Here is a 19,433-nt window from a genome sequence, read left to right as displayed (position 1 = left end):
ACTATCAATTACATCTAAAATTAAGTTTATAATGTCTCTATCACTTAACTGAAGAATATTAATTTTTTGTTATAATAATTAAAATGTATATAAAATTCAAAATAAATAGTATTGATTTAGGAAAATAACATGAATGAAATTATTATAGCTATATTAAGTTTTTTAGGTGGTTTATTTACTTGTAAAATAATTACAAAAATAAATAAGCAATCAAATAGTTCTTTAAATTTTTTTAGTAATAATAATAAAACAAATTTAAGTAATGAAAATGATAAACAGAATTCTTAGTTTTTTTAGCAGTGGAAATATATATAATGCAACAAATATAAAAGAACAAAACAATTATAGTTCAGAAGTTAAAACATTATTAGAAAGTTTAGATGAACATTTTTGTGATGGTAAAATCACTAAAGCTTTTGAATTATTAAACACTGCACTTGAAAAACATCAACACAAAGAGTCGAAATATTACATATTACTAAAAAAAGCAGAATATTTTTTAGAACTTAGAAATTCAGAAAAAACTAAAAATATTTTAGAAGTGCTAAATAAAGATTATAATGAATATAAAGATATAAGATATAAAGAACTTTTACTTTCAATATATTCTGCGGAAAAGAATGAAAAAGATTTTTTTGAATTAGTTAAAGATTTAAAAACTGAAAAAGATGATATAAAATCAAATGATTATTTTAAAATCATTTTTTATCTAAATAGTGGAAATATTGAAGAATCAAAAAAATTATTTAATTCTCTATCAAAAGAAAAACAAGAAAAAAATCATTTAATAGCGGGGCATATATTTTCAAATTCATATAATTATTTAAATAAAAATGAAGAAGATTTAAAAAAAGCGAATACTTATTATAAATTAGTATTAGAAACAAATCCAAGCTTTTTAATTAAGCTTCATATAAAAGGATTTTTTATTCAAATTATTATCAATGAATATTTTAGGGTAAAAAAAGAATTTAAGAATGAAGTAGTAATAGAGTATAAAGAACTTTTAGACAAACTTTTAGAAGCAGAAAAATTTCTAAATCAACAGTACAGTAATGAATTGAAAAATTTTAAAGCATATTTACTTCTAATTTTAGATTTAAAAAATGATTATATTGACTTTTATGAAAAGAATTCAGAAATATTATTTGATGAACATTATTTACAATATTGTAATTATAAAAATATCAATATTAATCATAGTTTAATTCAAAAAAAAGTACTTCAAAATTATAAAGTATTATTAATATATTCAAGCTTATTGTTAATAAAAAATGAAAATACAAAAATAATTTTAAGTTATTTTAATAAAAATACGGAACTATTATTAAAGTCCGATACAATTATTTATTTTTATGTGTTTGCTTCAATAAATGAAAATACTGTTATATCTAAAAACATAGCAAATTATATAAACTCTAATTTAGAAAAAAATTTAGAATTGTATTTTTCACATTTATTATTAAAAAAAAATGAAAACAAAAAAATTAAAAATATAGAGATTACTACATTATTTAATTTTCTAGAAAAAGCAAATATTTTAAATGACATAATTTTTGAAGTCATAAATTTTTTAATGGAAGTAAAGAAATCAGAGTTATATATAAAGTTAGCTATTTTAAAACAAAATGAGTTTAAAAACTTAATAGGTTATATTTTAAAAAAATGTTATGAAGATAAAGAAATAAAAATCAGTGATTTTGAAAATTTTATTAAAGCTATTAAAGATAAATCAAATTATTATGGACATATAGCTGATATATATTTTAAATTTAGTAGATTAGATAAAGCATTTGAATTTTATTATAAAATTTGGGAAAAAAATAAAGATATTATATCTGCAAAAAATGTTTTAATTACGGGACTTCATAATTTTGTGAAATACAAAAATAGACTTAGTGAAGAAAATGAAAATGAAGTTTTATATTATCTTCAATCTATACAAAAAGAACTTGATTTTACAGATATTAATTTAATATCATATTTTAATTTATTTGTGAATAGAGATGTAAATAATGCATTTGGAATTATAAATAAAAAAATCCTTAGTTTAAATATAGATGAATTGGATAATGAAAATAAAATGCAGTTAGCTTCAATGTATTTTAGTTCAATCACTAATTTTAAAGATACAGAAATTAATGGTTTTCAAAAAAATACAATTTATTATAAAAACAAGAATTATTATTTGGATAAAGAGTTATTCCAAGATGTACATGAAATTTATGTAAAGAAATTCAAAATATTATTAATTGATAAACTTGAAATAAATAAAATAAGCGATGATAAAACATATGAACAGAAGTCATTATTTCATTCAATTATAAATGAAATATTAGAAACAGTTGATAGTCCATATTTTAAAGTTATGAAAGTTGATTGGGGAATAGAAAAACCATTTGAAGATTTACAAAAAATTTTGTCAAGTCAAAATCTACAATCTAGTAATTTAATTAAAAAATATAGTGAAGGGAAAGAAATAGGTTTTTGGAGTTTATCAAAAGGATATGATAAATATTTTAATCTAATTGTTAAACTTCTTGAAAAAGAAAATCTTAACTTCAATTCTTGTAGAGTAAATTTTAAAGATAAAAACACTCCAAAACTTTTAACACTTTCATCTATAATATTCTTAAATTACTGGGATAAGCTTGATACAGTATTAAAAAGAGAAGATGTTTATATACAAAAATCTACTTTTGACTATTTACTTAGTTATAAAGAAAAATTAAATAAAGAGAATGAACTTTTATATGTTTTTGAAGAAGATGGAAAATTGTGCAAAAATATAATAACAAAAGAACAGATAACGCTCTTCTTAGATAATTTAAAAAAGATTCTTGATAATATTGCATATGTTAAAATCATTGATGATATAAAATCCACCCTATTATTTAAAGAATCATTTAGTATTACAGAATATATAGGAATTCAAGAATATCATGCAATTGCTCTTAGTTTTGAGAAAAACTACCAACTTATAACAGAAGATAGAATGTTAGAAGTTATTTTTGAAATATTAAAATTCAATACAACAATGATAAGTAATTCATTATCCTTATTAAAAAGAGAAGATATAATTGATTTAGCTATTACTTTACATAAAAAAAATTACAAATATGTATTTGATATAACAATTATCCAATCATTGCTTGATAATTTAATTAATTTACTAATAAATAGTGATATTAGCACAAATAAATTATCAGTAAAAGAAATTAATCTATTAAATATACTAAATGATTATGGCTTTTTAGAAAAAATAAAGGAAGTTTATTTTCATCACTATAAAGTCCTTTATCCTAAAGTAGTATTACCTAAAGAAGATAACCTATCAAAAAACCTTGAATATATAATTGCATATATATAATAAATTCAATCATAATAATGATTTGTATTAAATACTGGGAATATCATCCCAGTATAATAATTATAATAAATTATTGTATTTTAGATTCTCTTCTAACTTATTAAAACCATCTTTAGTGTTAGTTCCTACAGAACTTATTTGTAAAACTAATGCTAAATAAAGCTGTGCTTCATTTGATAAAAAATGTATTTTTGAAGCTATTGCTTCAAAAAACTCTGCAAATTCTTTATCTTTAATAAGTTCACTATTAGTATAAAACTTTTCAAATGTTACCAAAAGATAAATAGCAATAAACTCATATTCCATTAGTGTAAAATTTACTTCTTTTGTCATATTAGATAAATTCATTTTATACTCTTTATCTGTCAATTTTTCCAAAAATTCAAATAGTAAATCATTAGTTGATACTTCTGAAGAGATATATTATTGTCAAATCAAAGTAAAAGTGCCCCACTTTATTAACAAGAATATAATAAACTCTAAATAAACTTGTATAAAATTTGGTAGATATTTCTTTTATGAAATACTCTATTTTCAAACTTTTTAATATAATTTAGTTTCATTAATTAACTAACTTCTACTATTAATTAAGCTTTATTTCATTTGTTATTATTTATAATTTTTATATAATTCCCTCGTAAGCCTATATACTAGAGATATAGCCGAGGGTTCAGAACTACTTAATACTTTCCCAATTAAAATTGATTAAATTTCCTCATTTTCATAATCATTATTCAGTTGTTATAAAAGTAAAAAACAAAAGTCTTACTTAAAGACTTTTGCTTTTATTTGCATTATATTTGGTAGTTATTAAGCGTGTTGTTTTATAAGTTTTTTTTCTAATTTAAAAAATGTTCTTACTGTTTTATATTGAACAAAAACTAAAATAGCTAATATTATAAAAAACTGTGGTGAGAATATAGTAATAATATTATTTTTTACAAGTCCTGCCATAATAAAAAAGAACCCTAAAACATAAAAAGCAACTCCTGGACAGATGATTGCAAAGCTTAGATTACTTTTTTTGTCTCCATTTATATAGTCTTTAAAATATCCAAGTTTTTTCATTACGAAGTATCCTACAACTGCAAAAATCAACTCTAGTGAAAATATCGATGAAGTTATCAAAAACAACCAAGCAGAAGGAACACTATCATTTACTAAGTGATGATAAAATCCAAAAGTAAGTCTAATAAAAGCAATATTTAAAAGAGTTAATATAGGAAGCATTATCCATATACTTACACTTGTTTCTTTGCTTATTCCTGACTCTAAAATTTCTCTCATTGCAAGGATTATTTTAATAAATGTTAAACTTATTGCAACAATTGCAAAAAATACTGCAAAAAATATTCCAATACTTGAAACAGCACTATTACTACTCATAGCTCCAGGCCCTGAAAACCCAACAGAAATCATTGCAAAAGCAAAGATAGCTATTAGTTGACTAAAATTATTGTTTTCATTAGCTTTAAAATCACCACTTATTATCATATGAGAAAAATACTCAATATAGATTTTTAAAGCAAAAAAACCAATAACTAAAAAACTAACTAAAGCAACAGGTAAAAGATACTCTATAACATCATATAAAATTGGTAAAGTTAAAGCCAATAAAATAAAAACTATATTCATACTCATACCAATAGTAAGAGGTATCGCCATCAAAGATACTTCGCTATTTGTTCTTTTTAGTTTCTCAAATGCCACACTTTTTTTAAAAATACCATACTCTTTGATATTCCAAATAAGTAACTCAAAGTGTTTAAAGATAAAGAAAAGTGTAATAAGTATTGCAATAGCAATCAAAAATGATACAAAATTTCCTTTTTGTAAAAAAGGCATAATATGAGTAATACTTACCATTTCTACGCCCTTATGTGGTATTAAAAAATTTAGATATAAAAAGAAAGATACTGCTAATCCTCCTGAACCTAATGAAGCTAAAAAATACATTGGTGAGTATTTTTCGCCCAAATTACTAACTTTTGCCATAAATTTTCCCTTTTTCTAATATTTGTTATAGTAAACTTAGTTGACATTTTAATCAAAATAATATTTTTTGTCAAGGAGGTTGACATTATGGAAGATAATAATTTAGATATTAAGTTTCTTCTTTTGGAAAAACTTAACTTAATTGAAGAGTTAAGTTTCATAGAAGCAAAAAAACATGAATTTGAAACAAACGATATAGTAACAGCTACAAGAATAATCACTCTTATTCAAAATGGTATAGTTACTCCTTCATTATTAGGTAAAAAACTAAATATAAGTAGACAAGCTATACATAAAAGTATTAATAATCTTTGTGAAAAAGGATACTTATGTTTAGATGATGAAACAAGTAATAAAAAAAACAAACAAATAAACATAACAAAAAAAGGAAATGAACTTCTAGTATGTAGAAAAGAAGTGATGAATAAAGTTGAAAATACCATTAAGAAAAACATTGGACAAGAAGAGTTTACAAAACTAAAAGAGCTACTAAGTAAGAAGTGGGATTAAAAAAATTTGAAATAAATCAAAATTTATATTGACTTAGATTTTTTTATATGATAAAATCATCATATGATAAAAATATCATATGAAAGGATTTATATATGAAAAAAACATTTAAAGCACAAAATATAGCTTGTTCAGGTTGTTCAAACCTTATAAAATCATCACTAGAAGATAGTTTTGGAACTATTGAGGTTAATTTAGATGTTGAACCAAAAGAGGTTACTGTTGAGATTGCTGATGATACAAAAGAGGCAACTTTTAAGGAAGAGATGAAAACTCTTGGATTTGAGATTATAGAAGAGTAGCATGAGTAAACCAAAAAATCTGACTAGGTCATGCTGTGAAGGTATAAGTCATATTCCTAAAATCAGAGAAGTCTTACCATCTCAAAATACTTTAGTTGAAATATCAAATGTCTTTAAAGCACTAAGTGACCCTACTCGTGCAAAAATGTTATATGCACTTTTAGATTATGAAATATGCGTAGGAGAGATGGCAAATCTTTTAGAAATACCCCAATCTCATGTATCACACCAACTAAGAATTTTAAAAAAGTATGGCATAGTCGATTTTGAAAAAGATAAAAAGATGTCGTTTTATTATATTAAAGATAAATACATTAAAGACCTTCTTAAGCTAATCTTAGAAGAAAAGGACTGATATGTCAAAAGAGAAAATAAATTTAAATATTTCAGGTATGACTTGTGTAAATTGTTCAAATGGAATTGAAAATTTTTTAAAAAGGCAAGATGGAGTTATTGATACAAAAGTAAGTTTTGCTTCAAGTGAAGGTGAGTTTACTATTGATTCAAAACTATATTCAAAAGATAAACTCGTTGCAAATATTGAAAAACTTGGATACAAAGTTGAAGATGATTTTGAAAAATTAGAGCAAGAACAAATAAGAAGTTTTCAAAAATTAAAACAACTATTTACTACTTCTATATCATTAACTATTGTTATTTTTGCACTGATGTTTTCAAATATTTTTGAAGATGAATTAAATAAAAAAATCATATTTATATTTGCTACAATTGTTCAGTTTTATTGTGGTGGAAGATTTTATAATCTTGCATACAAAGCATTAAGCAATAAAAACTTTGATATGAATGTATTAGTAGCTTTAGGTACAAGTGCTGCTTACTTTTATTCGGTTTTTGTTCTTTTTGCACCGTGGCTTTTCCCAGAAAACTTAAGATTTATATATTTTGATGGGGCTGCTGTTATTATTAGTTTTATTCTTCTTGGAAGATATCTTGAAGAGCGTTCAAAACAAAAAGCAAGTGACTTTTTAAAAAAACTAATGAACCTAGCTCCACAAGAAGCTAATCTTATACAAGAAGATGGAAATATCAAAACTGTTTTAGCAAATAGCTTAGAAGTTGGAAATAAAGTTTTAATCAAATCAGGTGAAAAAATCCCAATTGATGGAAAAATCATAGAGGGTAAAGCAGATATTGATACATCTATGATTACGGGTGAATCTATGCCTGTATTTAAAGAGTTAGGAGAAGAAGTACTATCAGGAACACTGAATACAAATGGTGTAATAAAAATAGAAGTTCTAACAAAATCAAAAGATACTACACTATCTAAGATTATTCAACTTCTAAAAAGTGCACAAAGCAAACAAATTCCAATAAGTAGATTTGCAGATAAAGTTGCAAATATTTTTGTTCCAAGTGTTATTGCTATTGCTACTCTTACTTTTGTTGTATGGTCACTTTTAGGAGATATGCAAACTGCAATATTAGCTTCAATTAGTGTTTTAATTATCTCTTGCCCTTGTGCTTTAGGACTTGCAACACCAATTGCTATTGTAAGCTCAGTAAGTAGAGGTGCAAAAGAAGGACTTCTAATAAAAAACCCAGAAGTTTTAGAGATAATAAAAGATATAAAATATGCGGTTTTTGATAAAACAGGAACTTTAACAAAGGGTGAAATAAGTGTTGAAACTACTGATATTGATGAAAAATATTTCAATACAATAGCTTCTGTTGAAAAGTTAAGTGAGCACCCTATTTCAAAAGCTATTGTTTCTTATATTGAAAATAAAGAAGCAGTTGAAAATATAGAGATTGAAGATGTTGAAATAATTGCTGGTAAAGGTATCAAAGCAAAAGTTGAAGGAAAACTTGTTTTATTAGGAAATGAAAAACTTCTAAGTGAGCATGATATATCTATACTTGATAAACATAAAAAGTTTTATGAAGAGCAACTAAATAAATCAAATGGTGCAATATTAGCCTCAATTGATAAGGAAACTATTGGTTCATTCTCTTTAGTTGATAAACTAAAAGATGACGCAAAAGAGCTTATTGCAAATATTAAAAAAAGAGGTATAACTCCTATTTTACTTACAGGTGACAACAAAATCACTGCTTCAAAAATAGCTTCAAAACTAGATATAAAAGAGGTTTATAGTGAAGTTATTCCTACGCAAAAATATGATGTAATTTTAAAACTTCAAGAAAAAGCAAAAGTTATGTTTGTAGGAGATGGGATAAATGACGCTCCTTCAATCAAACAAGCAGATATTGGAGTTACTTTAAACTCTGGTTCTGATATTAGTAAGGATGCTGGAGATATTATCTTAGTAAATAATGAACTTTCATCTGTTGAAAAGAGTATAAAATTATCAGTTGAGAGTATAAAGATTATAAAACAAAACCTTTTTTGGGCATTTGCTTATAATTCATTAGGAATTCCACTTGCAGCTGGTGTTTTATATCCAACATTTGGACTTATGTTAAGTCCTATGTACGCAGGAATTGCTATGAGTTTTAGTTCTGTTGCAGTTGTATTAAATTCACTTAGATTAAAAGTTAAAAAGTTTTAATAAAAAAATAAAGAAAGAAGAAAACTAAACTCTTCTTCTTTCTTCTTTTGTATAATTTTCTGTATTTTTATTTTTTCTTATTTTGATATTTTCTTTTCCTTCAAACTGAGCAGCTTTTGCACTTTTTGCAGCTTTAACAGCTATATTATTACTTTGTTCTGCAATTACTTTTACATTATTAGCAATATCTGCATTTTGTTGTGTAAGTGTGTCTATTTGTGAAACTGCACTATTTATTTGTATAATATTTTGTTCTTGTTCTTTTGTTGCTGTATCTACTTGATTAATTAATTCTATCGTATTTTTTATATTATTACTTAAAACTTCATACTCTTCACTCATAGATTCTGATGCACTAGTACCTTCTATAGTCTTCTCATGCAAAATATCCATAAGTTCTTGAATACTTTTTGCAGTTTGTGCACTTTTATTTGCGAGGTTTCTAACTTCTTGTGCAACTACAGCAAAACCTTTGCCTGCTTCTCCTGCTGATGCAGCTTCAACAGCTGCATTTAAAGAAAGTATATTTGTTTGAAAAGCTATATCAGAAATAGCACTAATTGCTTCATTTGCTTTATTTGTTGCTTCTTTTATATCTTTCATAGAATTTAAAGTTTTAATTGAATATTTTTTACCTTTTATTGCATTTTCTTTAACATCTTCACCTATTGAAGCCATATTACTAGTAAGCTTTCTATTCTCACTTATATTTGAGCTAATTTCATCAATTGATGCTGATGCTTCTTCTATTGTTGTTGCTTGTTTCATAGATGAGTTTGCTAAAATTTCAGCCTCATTTTTTAAATTAGCTGATTCATACTCTAAAATCAAAGATTCTCTTACACTTTTTTGTAAATTCTCAGTAATCTTTTGGCGTAATGAGTTGATTCCTAAAAGTAGTTCTTTTAGTTTTCCTCCTCTAAAAAGTGAAATATCTACTTCATTTAAGTAGTTTTGATTTTCATACTCTTCTAGTCTTAGTATAACTTCAAAAATACTCTTATCAATTTTGTAATTCATCGCATTTATCGTTTCACAAAGATAAGATATTTTTGCATCACTTGATTTTGAAATGATAATATCATCAGTAAAACCATCTGATATTTTTTCACATGATAAAATTATTTCTCCATAAACTTTTAAATCTTCTAGCTTTTTTTCTCTAACTTTTTTTGATATTCTTAAGATTTTTTCTTCTATTTTTTTAAACTTTTTTTTCTCTATTTTTTCTAGATTATCTAAACTATTCTTATCATTTGTAATATATTCTTCAAATTCATTTAAAAATGAACTTATTTTATCTAGATCTTTTTTTGTACTAAACATCACTATTTCTCTTCTTGTTTTAGTTTTTTATAAAGTTTTATTGCATTTTGTACTTCTTCTTGTGTTGACTTCACTCTTACTGAGATATATCTTTTTCCTTCAGCTTTTTGAACAGGATAAACAGTAGCATTTACCCAATAATAATCATCATTTTTACATCGATTTTTAACTATCCCATTCCAAGTTTTGCCATTTTGTACATATTCCCATAACTCTTTAAATGCAGACTTTGGCATATCACTATGCCTTAAGATATTGTGAGGTTGTCCTATAAGTTCATCTTTTGTAAAACCAGCAATTTTACAAAAATCATTATTAGCATAAGTAATATTTCCTTTAGCATCTGTTTCAGATACTATCATAGTATTCTTTGATAAGTTTTTCTCAGTATTCAATATAATTCTTCCCATATTATAATTTATTTGGAATTATATTGAATTTTTTTATAATAAAGGATAAATTTTTATAGTAGTTTTGTAAAAAAAATTTTCTATAAGGTTTTTTAGCTATCTATCAAGTAAAGCTTCAGCCTTTGTTTTTAAACTCTTTTTATTTATAAACTCTTCTTCTCTTTTACTAAATTTAGTATTATCTTTTCTAATATTACTTTGTCTTTTTTCTTTTTTCTTTTTTACTGGTGGTTTATCAATATCTTTTCTTTTAAATAAAGTTAAAATCAAATAAATAGAAATAAGTATATTTGAAAATATTATAAGCCATTTTATAACTAAAGCTAGTTCTAAATACTCTAATTTCTCTTTTAAAGTTAGATACTCAACTATATCTGTATATATAGAGTTTGCAAATACAGCAATAATTAAAAGTGCTGATATTATCATCACTCTTTTTCTAAATTTATATAAATAATACCAAAAAATAGCAGATTTCACTTGTCTAAACATTTACAATCTTTTATATCAAAAAGTCTAATCCTAGTATTGCAAGTGCTGCTACTAGTGACTTTGTTTTTAAATCATCTTTTAATTTTCTTTCTTCATCTGAAATTATTATTTCTAGTTCTTCATCAGTATAATCATCGAAACTTTTATTTCTTTCTGCTAATCTTGCTTTTGTACTTAAAATTGCTTTTTCTCTTATTTTCTTTTTTATTCCCTCTTTTAATTCTTTACTTTTAACAGAGGGATAATCAAATGCTTTTGTTACATTTTCAGAAGTTATACTATAAAGTTTTGAGGAGTTTTGTTTTAATCTTTCTTTTATTTTCATTTTATATCTTTTTATTTTGATTATAACATATTAAAATCAAAAAAACTTTTATAGTTCAGAAGCAGTTTTAATAATATCAATGCCAAATTTATCTCTTAAATTTTGTACTTTGTTTGTAAGTTCTTTTTTCTTTAAATCAGTTTCGTACTCAAAAAGATTATAGGTAAACTTTCTATTATCAGCAAAATTGGAAACAGTTATATTTAATTGTATCACTCCATGCTTTGGATGTTTGTCACTTTTTACAAAAAGTTCTTTTATTTTCAATTTAAAATCACTTTCATTAAAAATAGTATTTACATTTACATAATCTTTTGATTTTATTCCATACTCATATTTTATAAAAATGGAGTACGTCAATGGATTTACATTCTCTTTTTTCACTAAAAAACAAAGATATCTACAAAGTATCATAGCTCTTCTAATTAATTCAACTCTTTCATATACCACATCAAAACTTCTTCCTATTCCAATTGATTTTTTATCTCTTGTTGTACTAAGTTTTCTATCGTTGATGCCACAAACTCTATTATATAGTTGAATTCCTGGTTTTTTCCAAGAATAAAATAGCTCTTTTTTATCTTTTATATCTCCTAATGTTCTTACTCCATAACCTCTTAGTTTTTGGGAATAGCCTTTACCAATTCCAGGAAACTCTTCTATTGGAATATCTTTTATAAAATTTGGAATATGTTCTTTTTTTATATGTTTTATTCCATCTGGTTTTGCATATTCTGTTATTAGTTTTGAAAGATATTTTGAATGAGCTATTCCTATTGATATGGGTAAACCTAAATCATTTTTAATCTTTTGTTTTAAATAGTTTGCAAAATCAAAAACTTCATCTTCATTTATATAACCCGTAACATCACCAAAAAACTCATCAATACTAAACTGTTCAACTAAAGGAATCTCTTTTTTCAATAATGCACTTAGTTTTTGTGACAAATCATGATATAAAGGATAATTAGGTGGTATCATAAGAAGATGTGGGCAAAGTTTTAAAGCTTCATTTACACTCATGGCAGTTTTCACTCCATAAGCTCTTGCTTCATATGATGATGTTGTTATGATGCCTCTTATTCTTCCATTTTCGTCTTTATAATACTCTTTAAATGTTTTTGTATTTTCATCTGTAAAAATAGATCCTACAAAAGCACCAGAATTATTACTAATAGTTCTTTTTTGATTTTTAGTATCAAATATACTTAAGTTACTTCGTCCTCCAACAGCAACAGGAATATTTTCTAAACTTTTATCAATAATTCTATGAGCAGATACAAAAAAACAATCTAAATCTAGGTGTATAAACATGTTTTTATTTTATCACATAAAAAGTTTATAAGCCAAAAATATTTCATATTGTGATATTATTTGAAAAATTATAAAAGGATAAATTATAGAAAAGTGTAGAAACTGTAAAAGAGAAGTTGAAGCTAAAAAAAGACAATGCCCTTACTGCGGGATTTTAAACCCAACAGTAAATTTAAAAGATATATTTAAAGCTTTAGCTATTGTTTTAATTATTATGAGTATTGTAACTTTTTTTATGAATTAATTTTTAAACTTTCTTAATAAAAGTCCACCTGTATAACCTATTGCAAGTCCTATTAAGTGAGAATACCAAGCAATAGGAAGTCCTATTAGTAGTGGTGCAACAGAGATTAGTAAAATCCAAGTAACAATACCTTTTCTTTGATAGGTATCCACAAGAGCAACATATCCTAAAAGTGCACAAATAGCACCAGAAGCTCCAACTAAATTTACATGATTGTCTAAAAATAGTATATATAAAAAACTCACCAAAGATGTAAGTAGACCAAATACAAAATAAGCTATAAATAAAACAGTTTTACCTTTATATCTTTCTACTGCATTACCAAATTGATAAAGTACAAACATATTCATACCCAAATGTCCAATACCACCATGTGCAAACATTGTTGATAATGGTTGCCACCAAAATCCCTCGATAACCATATATCGATTTAATCCTAAGACTAAACTTCCATAATTTATATTTATTTGAATGATATACATCAATACTGTAATTGCAATTATTATATTTGTAAGGGTTAAGTTTTTATTTTGCATTTGCTTTAAATGTCCTTATTGCACAATCCGTGATTTTTCTCAATTGTATTTTATCAAAATAAACTAAATTGGTAAATACTCCAAATATCTCTTTTCCTTTTATTCTAATAGAAATGTTTATTGCCCCAAAATCTTTTTTTTCTCTTTCATTTTCTACAAGTTCATATTTGATTGTGAGATACTTTACAGGGTTTTGCAAAGGTGCCATTTGAATTGCATCTACAAAATAGCTATCTTGTTCTGCTAAACTTATATACTCTTTGATATAAGAGATTGTATTAAGTGATTCTATATATCCACCACTTAATTTATAATATCCCTTTTCTAAAGCTTTTAATGAGTTTTGTAAGATTTTTTTATTTTTTATTCTTAAAGTAGAATTTTCATCAAGACATGCAAGTCTAACAATTTCTTTTTTTTGTTCTTTTTCTTGCATATCTCCAAAATATTTTGAATAAAGAGTAATTACAATTGAAACTATTACAATAGTTCCAAAAGTAAAAAAATTATTTATAATTTGACTTGGATTAGCCCCTCTTCTCATATTTTATATTAAAGTTTCTTTTAATACATCATCTATTGTATCAACTGCTTTAATCTCCATTGATTTTTTAACTTCTGATGGAATATCATCTAAATCTCTTTGGAAATTTTTTCTAGGAATTAATACTTTTTTCATTTTGGCTTTATGTGCTGCAATTAATTTTTCTTTTAATCCACCAATAGGAAGAACTTTTCCTGTTAAAGTAAGCTCTCCTGTCATTGCAATATCAGACTTAACAGCTTTATTTGTCAAAATAGATGCTATTGTTGTAGCCATAGTAATACCAGCACTTGGTCCATCTTTTGGAGTAGCACCTTCTGGAATATGTAAATGAATATCATATCTTTTATAAATTTCACTAACATCAACACTTATATTATCTTCTTTCTCTTTTGCTGTTTTTGGTATAACTTTTTCATCAACTTTTAGTTTTCTTTCATCAATCAAAAGTTTTACAACAGAGTAAGAGATTCTTGAAGACTCTTTCATAACATCACCCATATTACCAGTTACTGAAAGTATTCCTTTTCCTCTTAACTTAACAGCTTCTGTTTTTAAAACATCTCCACCAACTGCTGTCCAAGCAAGTCCATTTGCAACACCTACTTGACTTTTTTTATCAGCTTGATCAATTTCAAAAATTGGGTTATCTAAATAATGTTTTAGATTTTGAGTATTTATTGAAACTTTTGAAGTGTCATTTTCAGATACTATTTTTTTAACTGCTTTTCTAAATAGTTTTGAAAATACTCTTCTTAAATTTCTAACCCCAGCTTCTCTTGTATACTCAGAAATGATTTTCTCTATTGTTGGTTTACTCATAGAGATTTCACTTTTTTTAAGTCCATGTTTTTCTAATTCTTGAGGAATTAAATAATCTTTTGCAATATGATATTTTTCATTTGGAGTATAAGAGCTAATTTCAATAAACTCCATTCTATCTTTTAATGCAGGTGGTATTCTTCTTAAATCATTTGCCGTTGCAACAAAAATAACTTGTGATAAATCAATAGCAAAGTTTAAGTATAAATCTCTAAACTCATGGTTTTGTTCAGGGTCTAATACTTCTAACATCACAGCTGTTGGGTCACCTCTGTGATTTGCTCCAAGTTTATCAATTTCGTCAAGAACAACAACTGGATTCATTTTTTTTGCATCAACTAAACTTTTCACAAGTCTACCTGGCATTGCTCCCACATATGTTCTTCTATGTCCTCTTAACTCATTTACATCTTCCATACCACCTAGTGCAATTCTTTCAAGTGGTCTATGTAATGCTTTTGAAATTGAGTTTGCAAGTGAAGTTTTACCAACACCTGGAGGTCCAACAAAACATAAAACTGTTCCTTTAGATTTTAAAGTCTCAATATTTCTTAATTCTAGTAACTCTTTTACTGCAAAATACTCCGCAATTCTCTCTTTTGCTTTATCAAGTGAGTAGTGATCTTTATTTAATTGTTCTTCAACATTTGTAACAGAAATTCTTGCATCAGCATACTCACCAAATGGTATTTCTAAAACTTGTTCTATATACGTTTGTAAAAGTGAAGCATCAGGTGAATCTTGATGCATTCTACTAAGTTTTTCAATCTGTTTTTTTGTCTCTTTATAGCCCTCTTTTGGCATAGAGTTTTTGATTTTTTTTAACTTCTTTTTATAGGCTTTAATCTCATTGTCTTTTTGATTATCAGAACCTAATTCTTTTTGAATAGCTTTTATTTGCTCTTTCAAAAAATAATCTTTGTGTGTTTTTTCAATTTTAGAGTTTACTTTTTGAGTTATCTCTTTTTGAATTTTCAATGCTTCTATTTCTTTTTTGATTGTTTCAATTATCTCTAAAAGTCTCTTTTCTATATCAGTTTCAGAAAAAAGCTTATAAGCATCATCTTTTTTAATTCTTAATACAGATGAAATTAAATCAGCAATTCTAACAGCATCGTCATTCTCTTCAATTGTTTTGATTAAATCAACTGGAAATTTTGAGTTTACCCTAGAAAGTTTTTTTACTTGATCTCTTAGTACTTCAATAATAGAATCAATTGATTCTTGTGAATACTCTTTTGTTTCATGTAAATCAACTTTTGCAACTGTATTCTTTTCTTCACTATAATTTAAAATTTTACCTTTTGCTAATCCTTGGAAAAGTACTTTTGTCTTACCATCTGGCAAAGATACTTTTCTCATGATATTACCAATCACACCAACATCATAAAAATCCCCTTCTTTTCTGCTATTTTCATGACCTGGTTTACTAACTGTAACAATTACAAGCTTATCATTGTTTATAGCTTCTTCAACTGCTGCGATATTTTCTTTATCATCTAAAAATAATGGTGCAATCATAAAAGGATATAAAAATATATCTTCTTCAATTATTAATGGTATTTCTTGTGGAAATGAATCATAATTTTCTAATTCCATCAAACTTCTCCTTATTATAATACTTTATTGTATTTATTCAAATATTGCTCTGTAAAAAGGTACTTCAACCTCTTTTATATCTTCTGTTTTAGTCCAAGTTTTTTCAGCTTTTTCTTTATAAACTTTTGCAGCTTTAGGCTTATCTAGTCTTTTATATAAATCTGCAATTGCTATATCTAATTGTGCTTTTGCCATATGAACTCTTGCATTTATAGTATCAATTAATGGCATATATTTTGATCGTGGATATTTTTGCTTAAAAACTTTTATATCTTCAATAGTATCATCTAATAACTGTTGATCTCTTAACTGATAAGAAAAACCTAAAAAGTTTGCTTTAATTTTAAGAAACCTAACATAATCAATATCTTTACTAATAGTAAATCTTTTAATGTACTCGTCTAAATAAAAATTAGCTAATGCATACTGTTCTTCTTGCATATGTGCATTTGCCAAAATAATCAAAGAAGTTGGTAGAAGTGGTGAGTTTCTATGCTCACTTTCTAATGATGTAAATGTATCATCTGCAGCTTCTAAATCATAATCTGCTATTTGTTTTGTCATTTTATTATACCAATAAAGAGCAGGTCTATCATACTCTTGTATTCTATCACTTTTAGAAGAACAAGAGGCTAGGATGAAGCCCGCAGAACAAATCAATAACATATTTTTTAACTTCAAGTTTCTAATCATTTTAATAATCCTTTTCATAAAAGTAGTATTTTATCTAATACTTGCTTATATGAAATAAAAAATATTATTAATTATTTGATATACTATATAAAATCAAAGAAAAAGGCAGATTATGAAACTAACATTAATAGGCAATGGTATTATGGCTCAATCGCTAGCTAAAGGTTTAGTTAAAAACTATGAAGTAGAAGTTATAGGAAGAGATATTACAAAATTAAAAAAAATGCAAGAGAAAATTCCCCAAATTGAAATAAAAGTAATAGATGACCACGAAGATATAACAGATAAAAATATTATTTTTTGTGTAAAACCTTATGCTTTACAAAGTGTTTCTGTAAGATTAACTGGAACTGCAAATACACTATACTCAATATTAGCAGGAACTAAACTTGAAACTTTAAAAAAACAAATACATGCAAAATTCTATATAAGAACTATGCCAAATATTGCAGCTTCAATGTCTATGTCAATGACAACTATTACAGGAGATAAAGAAGCAAAAATAGCAGCACTTGAAATTTTTGATGCTATTGGAAAAACTGTTTGGGTAAATACAGAAGCTCAACTTGATATTGCAACAGCAGTTGCAGGAAGTGGTCCTGCTTTACTTGCAATTATAGCAGAAGCTATTTCTGATGGTGCTGTTAAGGCTGGATTAGAAAGACATATTACAAATGAGCTTGTTCATGGACTTTTTGCTGGAACATCTGCACTTTTAGCAAAAACTCATCCAGCAATCATCAAAGATTCTGTTATGAGTCCAGGGGGAACAACAGCAGCAGGTGTTGCTATGCTTGAAGAAGGAAAAGTAAGAGATGCTATGATAAAAGCGATAGAAGCTTCACATGCAAAAGCAACAGAACTTAGTAAAAAATAAAAAAGCTTTTACTTTATTTGAGACTTTAATTAGTCTTACTATTTTAGCTATTGTAATAAGCTTAGTGTATAAACTAAGCTTTTATAATAGTTATAAAAAAAAGTTTGAAAAACTTGAAAATATACAAAATTTGTTTATTTTGAAAGATTATTCAAATAGTTTTTCTAAAAAAGATGAAACTCTAAGAATAATTCAAGATAAAACAGTTAAAAGTATCAATGTAAGAAAAATACTTTACAACAAAGATAATATAAGTGTATATAAATATGAATTGCAAAAATAAATGTGCATTTATAACTTTAGAGTTACTTTTAGTAATAGTTATTGCTTCGATTATATTAATTAGTAGTTTTAAAATAATAACAAATATTTATCAAAATGCTAAAACTTCACAAAATATTAGTATTTCTCAATTAGACTTGTTAAGTTCAAGAATAATTTTAGAAAAAAATCCAAATTATATCAATAATTTATCTTTTAAGAACAATAATTTATATATTGAGAACTCTTTATTTTTAGAGAATATCTCAAATTTTAAAATACAAAATAAACAAAATTTTAAAATTATTAGTTTCATATATAATAATATTTATAAAATAAAGTGGGTAATAAAAATATGAAGAAATCTTTTATTCTACTTTTTACTATTTTAATAGTAACAATTTTAAGTTTAATTAGTATCAAAATATTTGAAACAAAATCTGTGAATAGTACAAATCTTACAAATAAATATGTATATATTCAAGCTTTGAATCATCTTATATTTTTAGAAGAGTATATTAATTCACTTGAAGAAATAGATGATATAAATGAAATTATAATAGATAATAAAGAGTTTTATATTAAAGCTATATTTAAAAAAATAGCTTTAAAGCATAAAATCTCTTTAGAAGTAAAAGCAAAAAACTTCAAAGTAAGAGTTCAAAAAACTCTTACAAAATAGTATCTAAAACTTTTAAAGCAAGATTTAAAGCTTTAGTTCTATGGGAAAATGATTTTTTTACTTCATAGGGAAGTTGTCCTAAAGTTTTATCATAATTATTTGGAATAAACATAGGATCATATCCAAATCCACCCTCACCTAATTGTCTATTTATAACATTTCCATGCATCCACCCATGAACTGTATAAACTTCACTTTTATAAACAATTGCTATACAAGCTGTATAAAAAGCTTCTGTTTTTTCTAAATTTTTCTCATTTAATTTTGAAATTAATTTTTCATTATTTTCTTTGTCACTTGCATTGTTTCTTGCATATCTTGCTGAATAAATGCCTGGTTCATTATTTATTGCAGGAACTGTAATTCCACTATCATCTGAAATTACAATGGCATTTTCATCTTTTAATAAATCATATATTGATTGTGCTTTTTTTATAGCATTACCTTTAAAACTATCCTTATCTTCAACAATTTCAATATCTCCTAATAACTCTTTGTACGTTACTATTTCATGTGAGGGAAGAAGTGTTTTAAACTCTTTTATTTTACCTTGATTTGCACTTGCTAAAACAATTTTCATATAATTCCTTAAACTCT

The 19,433-nt window shown here is 25.2% G+C and carries 22 protein-coding genes; 10 read left to right on the top strand and 12 right to left on the bottom strand.

Annotated elements, in window-relative coordinates; all coding sequences use genetic code 11:
* The first annotated feature begins 129 nt into the window (after positions 1 to 129).
* Both AMRN_RS14160 and AMRN_RS03685 read left to right on the top strand, forming a co-directional pair.
* Positions 130 to 288, top strand: a complete 159-nt coding sequence (locus tag AMRN_RS14160) for a hypothetical protein (protein ID WP_165772882.1) — start codon at positions 130 to 132, stop codon at positions 286 to 288.
* Complete coding sequence (locus AMRN_RS03685) at positions 269 to 3,370, top strand: hypothetical protein (RefSeq protein WP_118897359.1); 3,102 nt, start codon at positions 269 to 271, stop codon at positions 3,368 to 3,370. Before AMRN_RS14160 ends, AMRN_RS03685 begins: the two co-directional genes overlap by 20 nt.
* 60 nt (positions 3,371 to 3,430) lie before the next feature.
* Here the strand turns inward: AMRN_RS03685 and AMRN_RS03680 are convergent, their stop codons facing one another.
* Both AMRN_RS03680 and AMRN_RS03675 read right to left on the bottom strand, forming a co-directional pair.
* Positions 3,431 to 3,718, bottom strand: coding sequence for a hypothetical protein (locus AMRN_RS03680; RefSeq protein ID WP_099311136.1), 288 nt, complete (start codon positions 3,716 to 3,718; stop codon positions 3,431 to 3,433).
* Between the two features lie 462 nt (positions 3,719 to 4,180).
* Entirely contained in the window at positions 4,181 to 5,365 is a 1,185-nt protein-coding gene (locus tag AMRN_RS03675) for a TsoY family (seleno)protein (RefSeq protein WP_099311135.1), read from the bottom strand.
* An 87-nt stretch (positions 5,366 to 5,452) separates the two neighbouring features.
* On the opposite strand from AMRN_RS03675, the gene AMRN_RS03670 reads away from it, so the two are divergent.
* The 4 genes from AMRN_RS03670 (at position 5,453) to AMRN_RS03655 (ending at position 8,711) form a co-directional block, all read left to right on the top strand.
* Complete coding sequence (locus AMRN_RS03670) at positions 5,453 to 5,875, top strand: MarR family winged helix-turn-helix transcriptional regulator (protein WP_099311134.1); 423 nt, start codon at positions 5,453 to 5,455, stop codon at positions 5,873 to 5,875.
* 95 nt (positions 5,876 to 5,970) lie between these two features.
* Complete coding sequence (locus AMRN_RS03665; protein ID WP_099311133.1) at positions 5,971 to 6,177, top strand: heavy-metal-associated domain-containing protein; 207 nt, start codon at positions 5,971 to 5,973, stop codon at positions 6,175 to 6,177.
* Position 6,178: 1 nt separating this feature from the next.
* Positions 6,179 to 6,532, top strand: a complete 354-nt coding sequence (locus AMRN_RS03660; RefSeq protein ID WP_099311132.1) for an ArsR/SmtB family transcription factor — start codon at positions 6,179 to 6,181, stop codon at positions 6,530 to 6,532.
* Between the two features lies 1 nt (position 6,533).
* Positions 6,534 to 8,711, top strand: coding sequence for a heavy metal translocating P-type ATPase (locus AMRN_RS03655; protein ID WP_099311131.1), 2,178 nt, complete (start codon positions 6,534 to 6,536; stop codon positions 8,709 to 8,711).
* Between the two features lie 24 nt (positions 8,712 to 8,735).
* Here AMRN_RS03655 and AMRN_RS03650 read toward each other — a convergent pair whose 3' ends face one another.
* From AMRN_RS03650 to AMRN_RS03610, 9 genes are all read right to left on the bottom strand, one after another.
* Positions 8,736 to 10,037: a methyl-accepting chemotaxis protein gene (locus AMRN_RS03650; protein WP_099311130.1), complete on the bottom strand. Its 1,302-nt coding sequence runs from the start codon at positions 10,035 to 10,037 to the stop codon at positions 8,736 to 8,738.
* A 2-nt stretch (positions 10,038 to 10,039) separates the two neighbouring features.
* Entirely contained in the window at positions 10,040 to 10,447 is a 408-nt protein-coding gene (locus AMRN_RS03645; RefSeq protein ID WP_099311129.1) for a PAS domain-containing protein, read from the bottom strand.
* A gap of 96 nt (positions 10,448 to 10,543) precedes the next feature.
* Complete coding sequence (locus AMRN_RS03640) at positions 10,544 to 10,939, bottom strand: hypothetical protein (RefSeq protein WP_099311128.1); 396 nt, start codon at positions 10,937 to 10,939, stop codon at positions 10,544 to 10,546.
* A 10-nt stretch (positions 10,940 to 10,949) separates the two neighbouring features.
* On the bottom strand, positions 10,950 to 11,264 hold the full coding sequence (locus tag AMRN_RS03635) for a hypothetical protein (RefSeq protein WP_099311127.1): 315 nt from the start codon (positions 11,262 to 11,264) through the stop codon (positions 10,950 to 10,952).
* A gap of 48 nt (positions 11,265 to 11,312) precedes the next feature.
* On the bottom strand, positions 11,313 to 12,578 hold the full coding sequence (locus tag AMRN_RS03630) for a DNA polymerase Y family protein (protein ID WP_099311126.1): 1,266 nt from the start codon (positions 12,576 to 12,578) through the stop codon (positions 11,313 to 11,315).
* A gap of 240 nt (positions 12,579 to 12,818) precedes the next feature.
* The gene (locus AMRN_RS03625) at positions 12,819 to 13,358 is read right to left on the bottom strand and encodes a rhomboid family intramembrane serine protease (RefSeq protein ID WP_099311125.1); all 540 of its coding nucleotides are present in this window, start codon (positions 13,356 to 13,358) and stop codon (positions 12,819 to 12,821) included.
* Positions 13,348 to 13,902, bottom strand: coding sequence for a hypothetical protein (locus AMRN_RS03620; RefSeq protein WP_099311124.1), 555 nt, complete (start codon positions 13,900 to 13,902; stop codon positions 13,348 to 13,350). The genes AMRN_RS03625 and AMRN_RS03620 overlap by 11 nt, the downstream gene beginning before the upstream one ends.
* Before the next feature lie 3 nt (positions 13,903 to 13,905).
* Positions 13,906 to 16,323: an endopeptidase La gene (gene lon / locus AMRN_RS03615; RefSeq protein WP_099311123.1), complete on the bottom strand. Its 2,418-nt coding sequence runs from the start codon at positions 16,321 to 16,323 to the stop codon at positions 13,906 to 13,908.
* A gap of 33 nt (positions 16,324 to 16,356) precedes the next feature.
* Positions 16,357 to 17,016: an outer membrane protein assembly factor BamD gene (locus AMRN_RS03610; RefSeq protein WP_099311122.1), complete on the bottom strand. Its 660-nt coding sequence runs from the start codon at positions 17,014 to 17,016 to the stop codon at positions 16,357 to 16,359.
* A 112-nt stretch (positions 17,017 to 17,128) separates the two neighbouring features.
* Here AMRN_RS03610 and AMRN_RS03605 point away from each other — a divergent pair, with 112 nt between their 5' ends.
* Genes AMRN_RS03605 through AMRN_RS03590 form a run of 4 tightly spaced genes read left to right on the top strand, consistent with a single transcriptional unit; the run spans position 17,129 to position 18,836 of the window.
* Positions 17,129 to 17,893: a pyrroline-5-carboxylate reductase gene (locus AMRN_RS03605; RefSeq protein WP_099311121.1), complete on the top strand. Its 765-nt coding sequence runs from the start codon at positions 17,129 to 17,131 to the stop codon at positions 17,891 to 17,893.
* A complete protein-coding gene (locus tag AMRN_RS03600; RefSeq protein WP_099311120.1) occupies positions 17,862 to 18,176 on the top strand; it encodes a type II secretion system protein in 315 nt (104 codons plus the stop codon). The genes AMRN_RS03605 and AMRN_RS03600 overlap by 32 nt, the downstream gene beginning before the upstream one ends.
* Positions 18,160 to 18,513: a hypothetical protein gene (locus tag AMRN_RS03595; RefSeq protein ID WP_152031930.1), complete on the top strand. Its 354-nt coding sequence runs from the start codon at positions 18,160 to 18,162 to the stop codon at positions 18,511 to 18,513. Before AMRN_RS03600 ends, AMRN_RS03595 begins: the two co-directional genes overlap by 17 nt.
* Entirely contained in the window at positions 18,510 to 18,836 is a 327-nt protein-coding gene (locus AMRN_RS03590; protein WP_099311118.1) for a hypothetical protein, read from the top strand. Before AMRN_RS03595 ends, AMRN_RS03590 begins: the two co-directional genes overlap by 4 nt.
* Here AMRN_RS03590 and AMRN_RS03585 read toward each other — a convergent pair.
* On the bottom strand, positions 18,826 to 19,416 hold the full coding sequence (locus tag AMRN_RS03585; protein WP_099311117.1) for a non-canonical purine NTP pyrophosphatase: 591 nt from the start codon (positions 19,414 to 19,416) through the stop codon (positions 18,826 to 18,828). The genes AMRN_RS03590 and AMRN_RS03585 overlap by 11 nt on opposite strands.
* Positions 19,417 to 19,433 lie beyond the last annotated feature (17 nt).

The organism is Malaciobacter marinus (genome assembly GCF_003544855.1).
Classification (GTDB): domain Bacteria; phylum Campylobacterota; class Campylobacteria; order Campylobacterales; family Arcobacteraceae; genus Malaciobacter; species Malaciobacter marinus.
The sequence above is the reverse complement of the archived record's forward strand: the minus strand, read 5'-3'. Positions and strand labels throughout refer to the sequence as shown.

Bases quoted from the DNA above. Each gene is read 5' to 3' on its own strand.
- AMRN_RS03655 (WP_099311131.1), top strand. From the start codon at position 6,534: ATGTCAAAAGAGAAAATAAATTTAAATATTTCAGGTATGACTTGTGTA.
- AMRN_RS03605 (WP_099311121.1), top strand. From the start codon at position 17,129: ATGAAACTAACATTAATAGGCAATGGTATTATGGCTCAATCGCTAGCT.
- AMRN_RS03650 (WP_099311130.1), bottom strand. From the start codon at position 10,037: ATGTTTAGTACAAAAAAAGATCTAGATAAAATAAGTTCATTTTTAAAT.
- AMRN_RS03595 (WP_152031930.1), top strand. From the start codon at position 18,160: ATGAATTGCAAAAATAAATGTGCATTTATAACTTTAGAGTTACTTTTA.
- AMRN_RS03645 (WP_099311129.1), bottom strand. From the start codon at position 10,447: ATGGGAAGAATTATATTGAATACTGAGAAAAACTTATCAAAGAATACT.
- AMRN_RS03675 (WP_099311135.1), bottom strand. From the start codon at position 5,365: ATGGCAAAAGTTAGTAATTTGGGCGAAAAATACTCACCAATGTATTTT.
- AMRN_RS03670 (WP_099311134.1), top strand. From the start codon at position 5,453: ATGGAAGATAATAATTTAGATATTAAGTTTCTTCTTTTGGAAAAACTT.
- AMRN_RS03665 (WP_099311133.1), top strand. From the start codon at position 5,971: ATGAAAAAAACATTTAAAGCACAAAATATAGCTTGTTCAGGTTGTTCA.
- AMRN_RS14160 (WP_165772882.1), top strand. From the start codon at position 130: ATGAATGAAATTATTATAGCTATATTAAGTTTTTTAGGTGGTTTATTT.
- AMRN_RS03685 (WP_118897359.1), top strand. From the start codon at position 269: ATGATAAACAGAATTCTTAGTTTTTTTAGCAGTGGAAATATATATAAT.
- lon (WP_099311123.1), bottom strand. From the start codon at position 16,323: ATGGAATTAGAAAATTATGATTCATTTCCACAAGAAATACCATTAATA.
- AMRN_RS03640 (WP_099311128.1), bottom strand. From the start codon at position 10,939: ATGTTTAGACAAGTGAAATCTGCTATTTTTTGGTATTATTTATATAAA.
- AMRN_RS03635 (WP_099311127.1), bottom strand. From the start codon at position 11,264: ATGAAAATAAAAGAAAGATTAAAACAAAACTCCTCAAAACTTTATAGT.
- AMRN_RS03660 (WP_099311132.1), top strand. From the start codon at position 6,179: ATGAGTAAACCAAAAAATCTGACTAGGTCATGCTGTGAAGGTATAAGT.
- AMRN_RS03680 (WP_099311136.1), bottom strand. From the start codon at position 3,718: ATGAATTTATCTAATATGACAAAAGAAGTAAATTTTACACTAATGGAA.
- AMRN_RS03625 (WP_099311125.1), bottom strand. From the start codon at position 13,358: ATGCAAAATAAAAACTTAACCCTTACAAATATAATAATTGCAATTACA.
- AMRN_RS03610 (WP_099311122.1), bottom strand. From the start codon at position 17,016: ATGATTAGAAACTTGAAGTTAAAAAATATGTTATTGATTTGTTCTGCG.
- AMRN_RS03585 (WP_099311117.1), bottom strand. From the start codon at position 19,416: ATGAAAATTGTTTTAGCAAGTGCAAATCAAGGTAAAATAAAAGAGTTT.
- AMRN_RS03630 (WP_099311126.1), bottom strand. From the start codon at position 12,578: ATGTTTATACACCTAGATTTAGATTGTTTTTTTGTATCTGCTCATAGA.
- AMRN_RS03620 (WP_099311124.1), bottom strand. From the start codon at position 13,902: ATGAGAAGAGGGGCTAATCCAAGTCAAATTATAAATAATTTTTTTACT.
- AMRN_RS03600 (WP_099311120.1), top strand. From the start codon at position 17,862: ATGCAAAAGCAACAGAACTTAGTAAAAAATAAAAAAGCTTTTACTTTA.
- AMRN_RS03590 (WP_099311118.1), top strand. From the start codon at position 18,510: ATGAAGAAATCTTTTATTCTACTTTTTACTATTTTAATAGTAACAATT.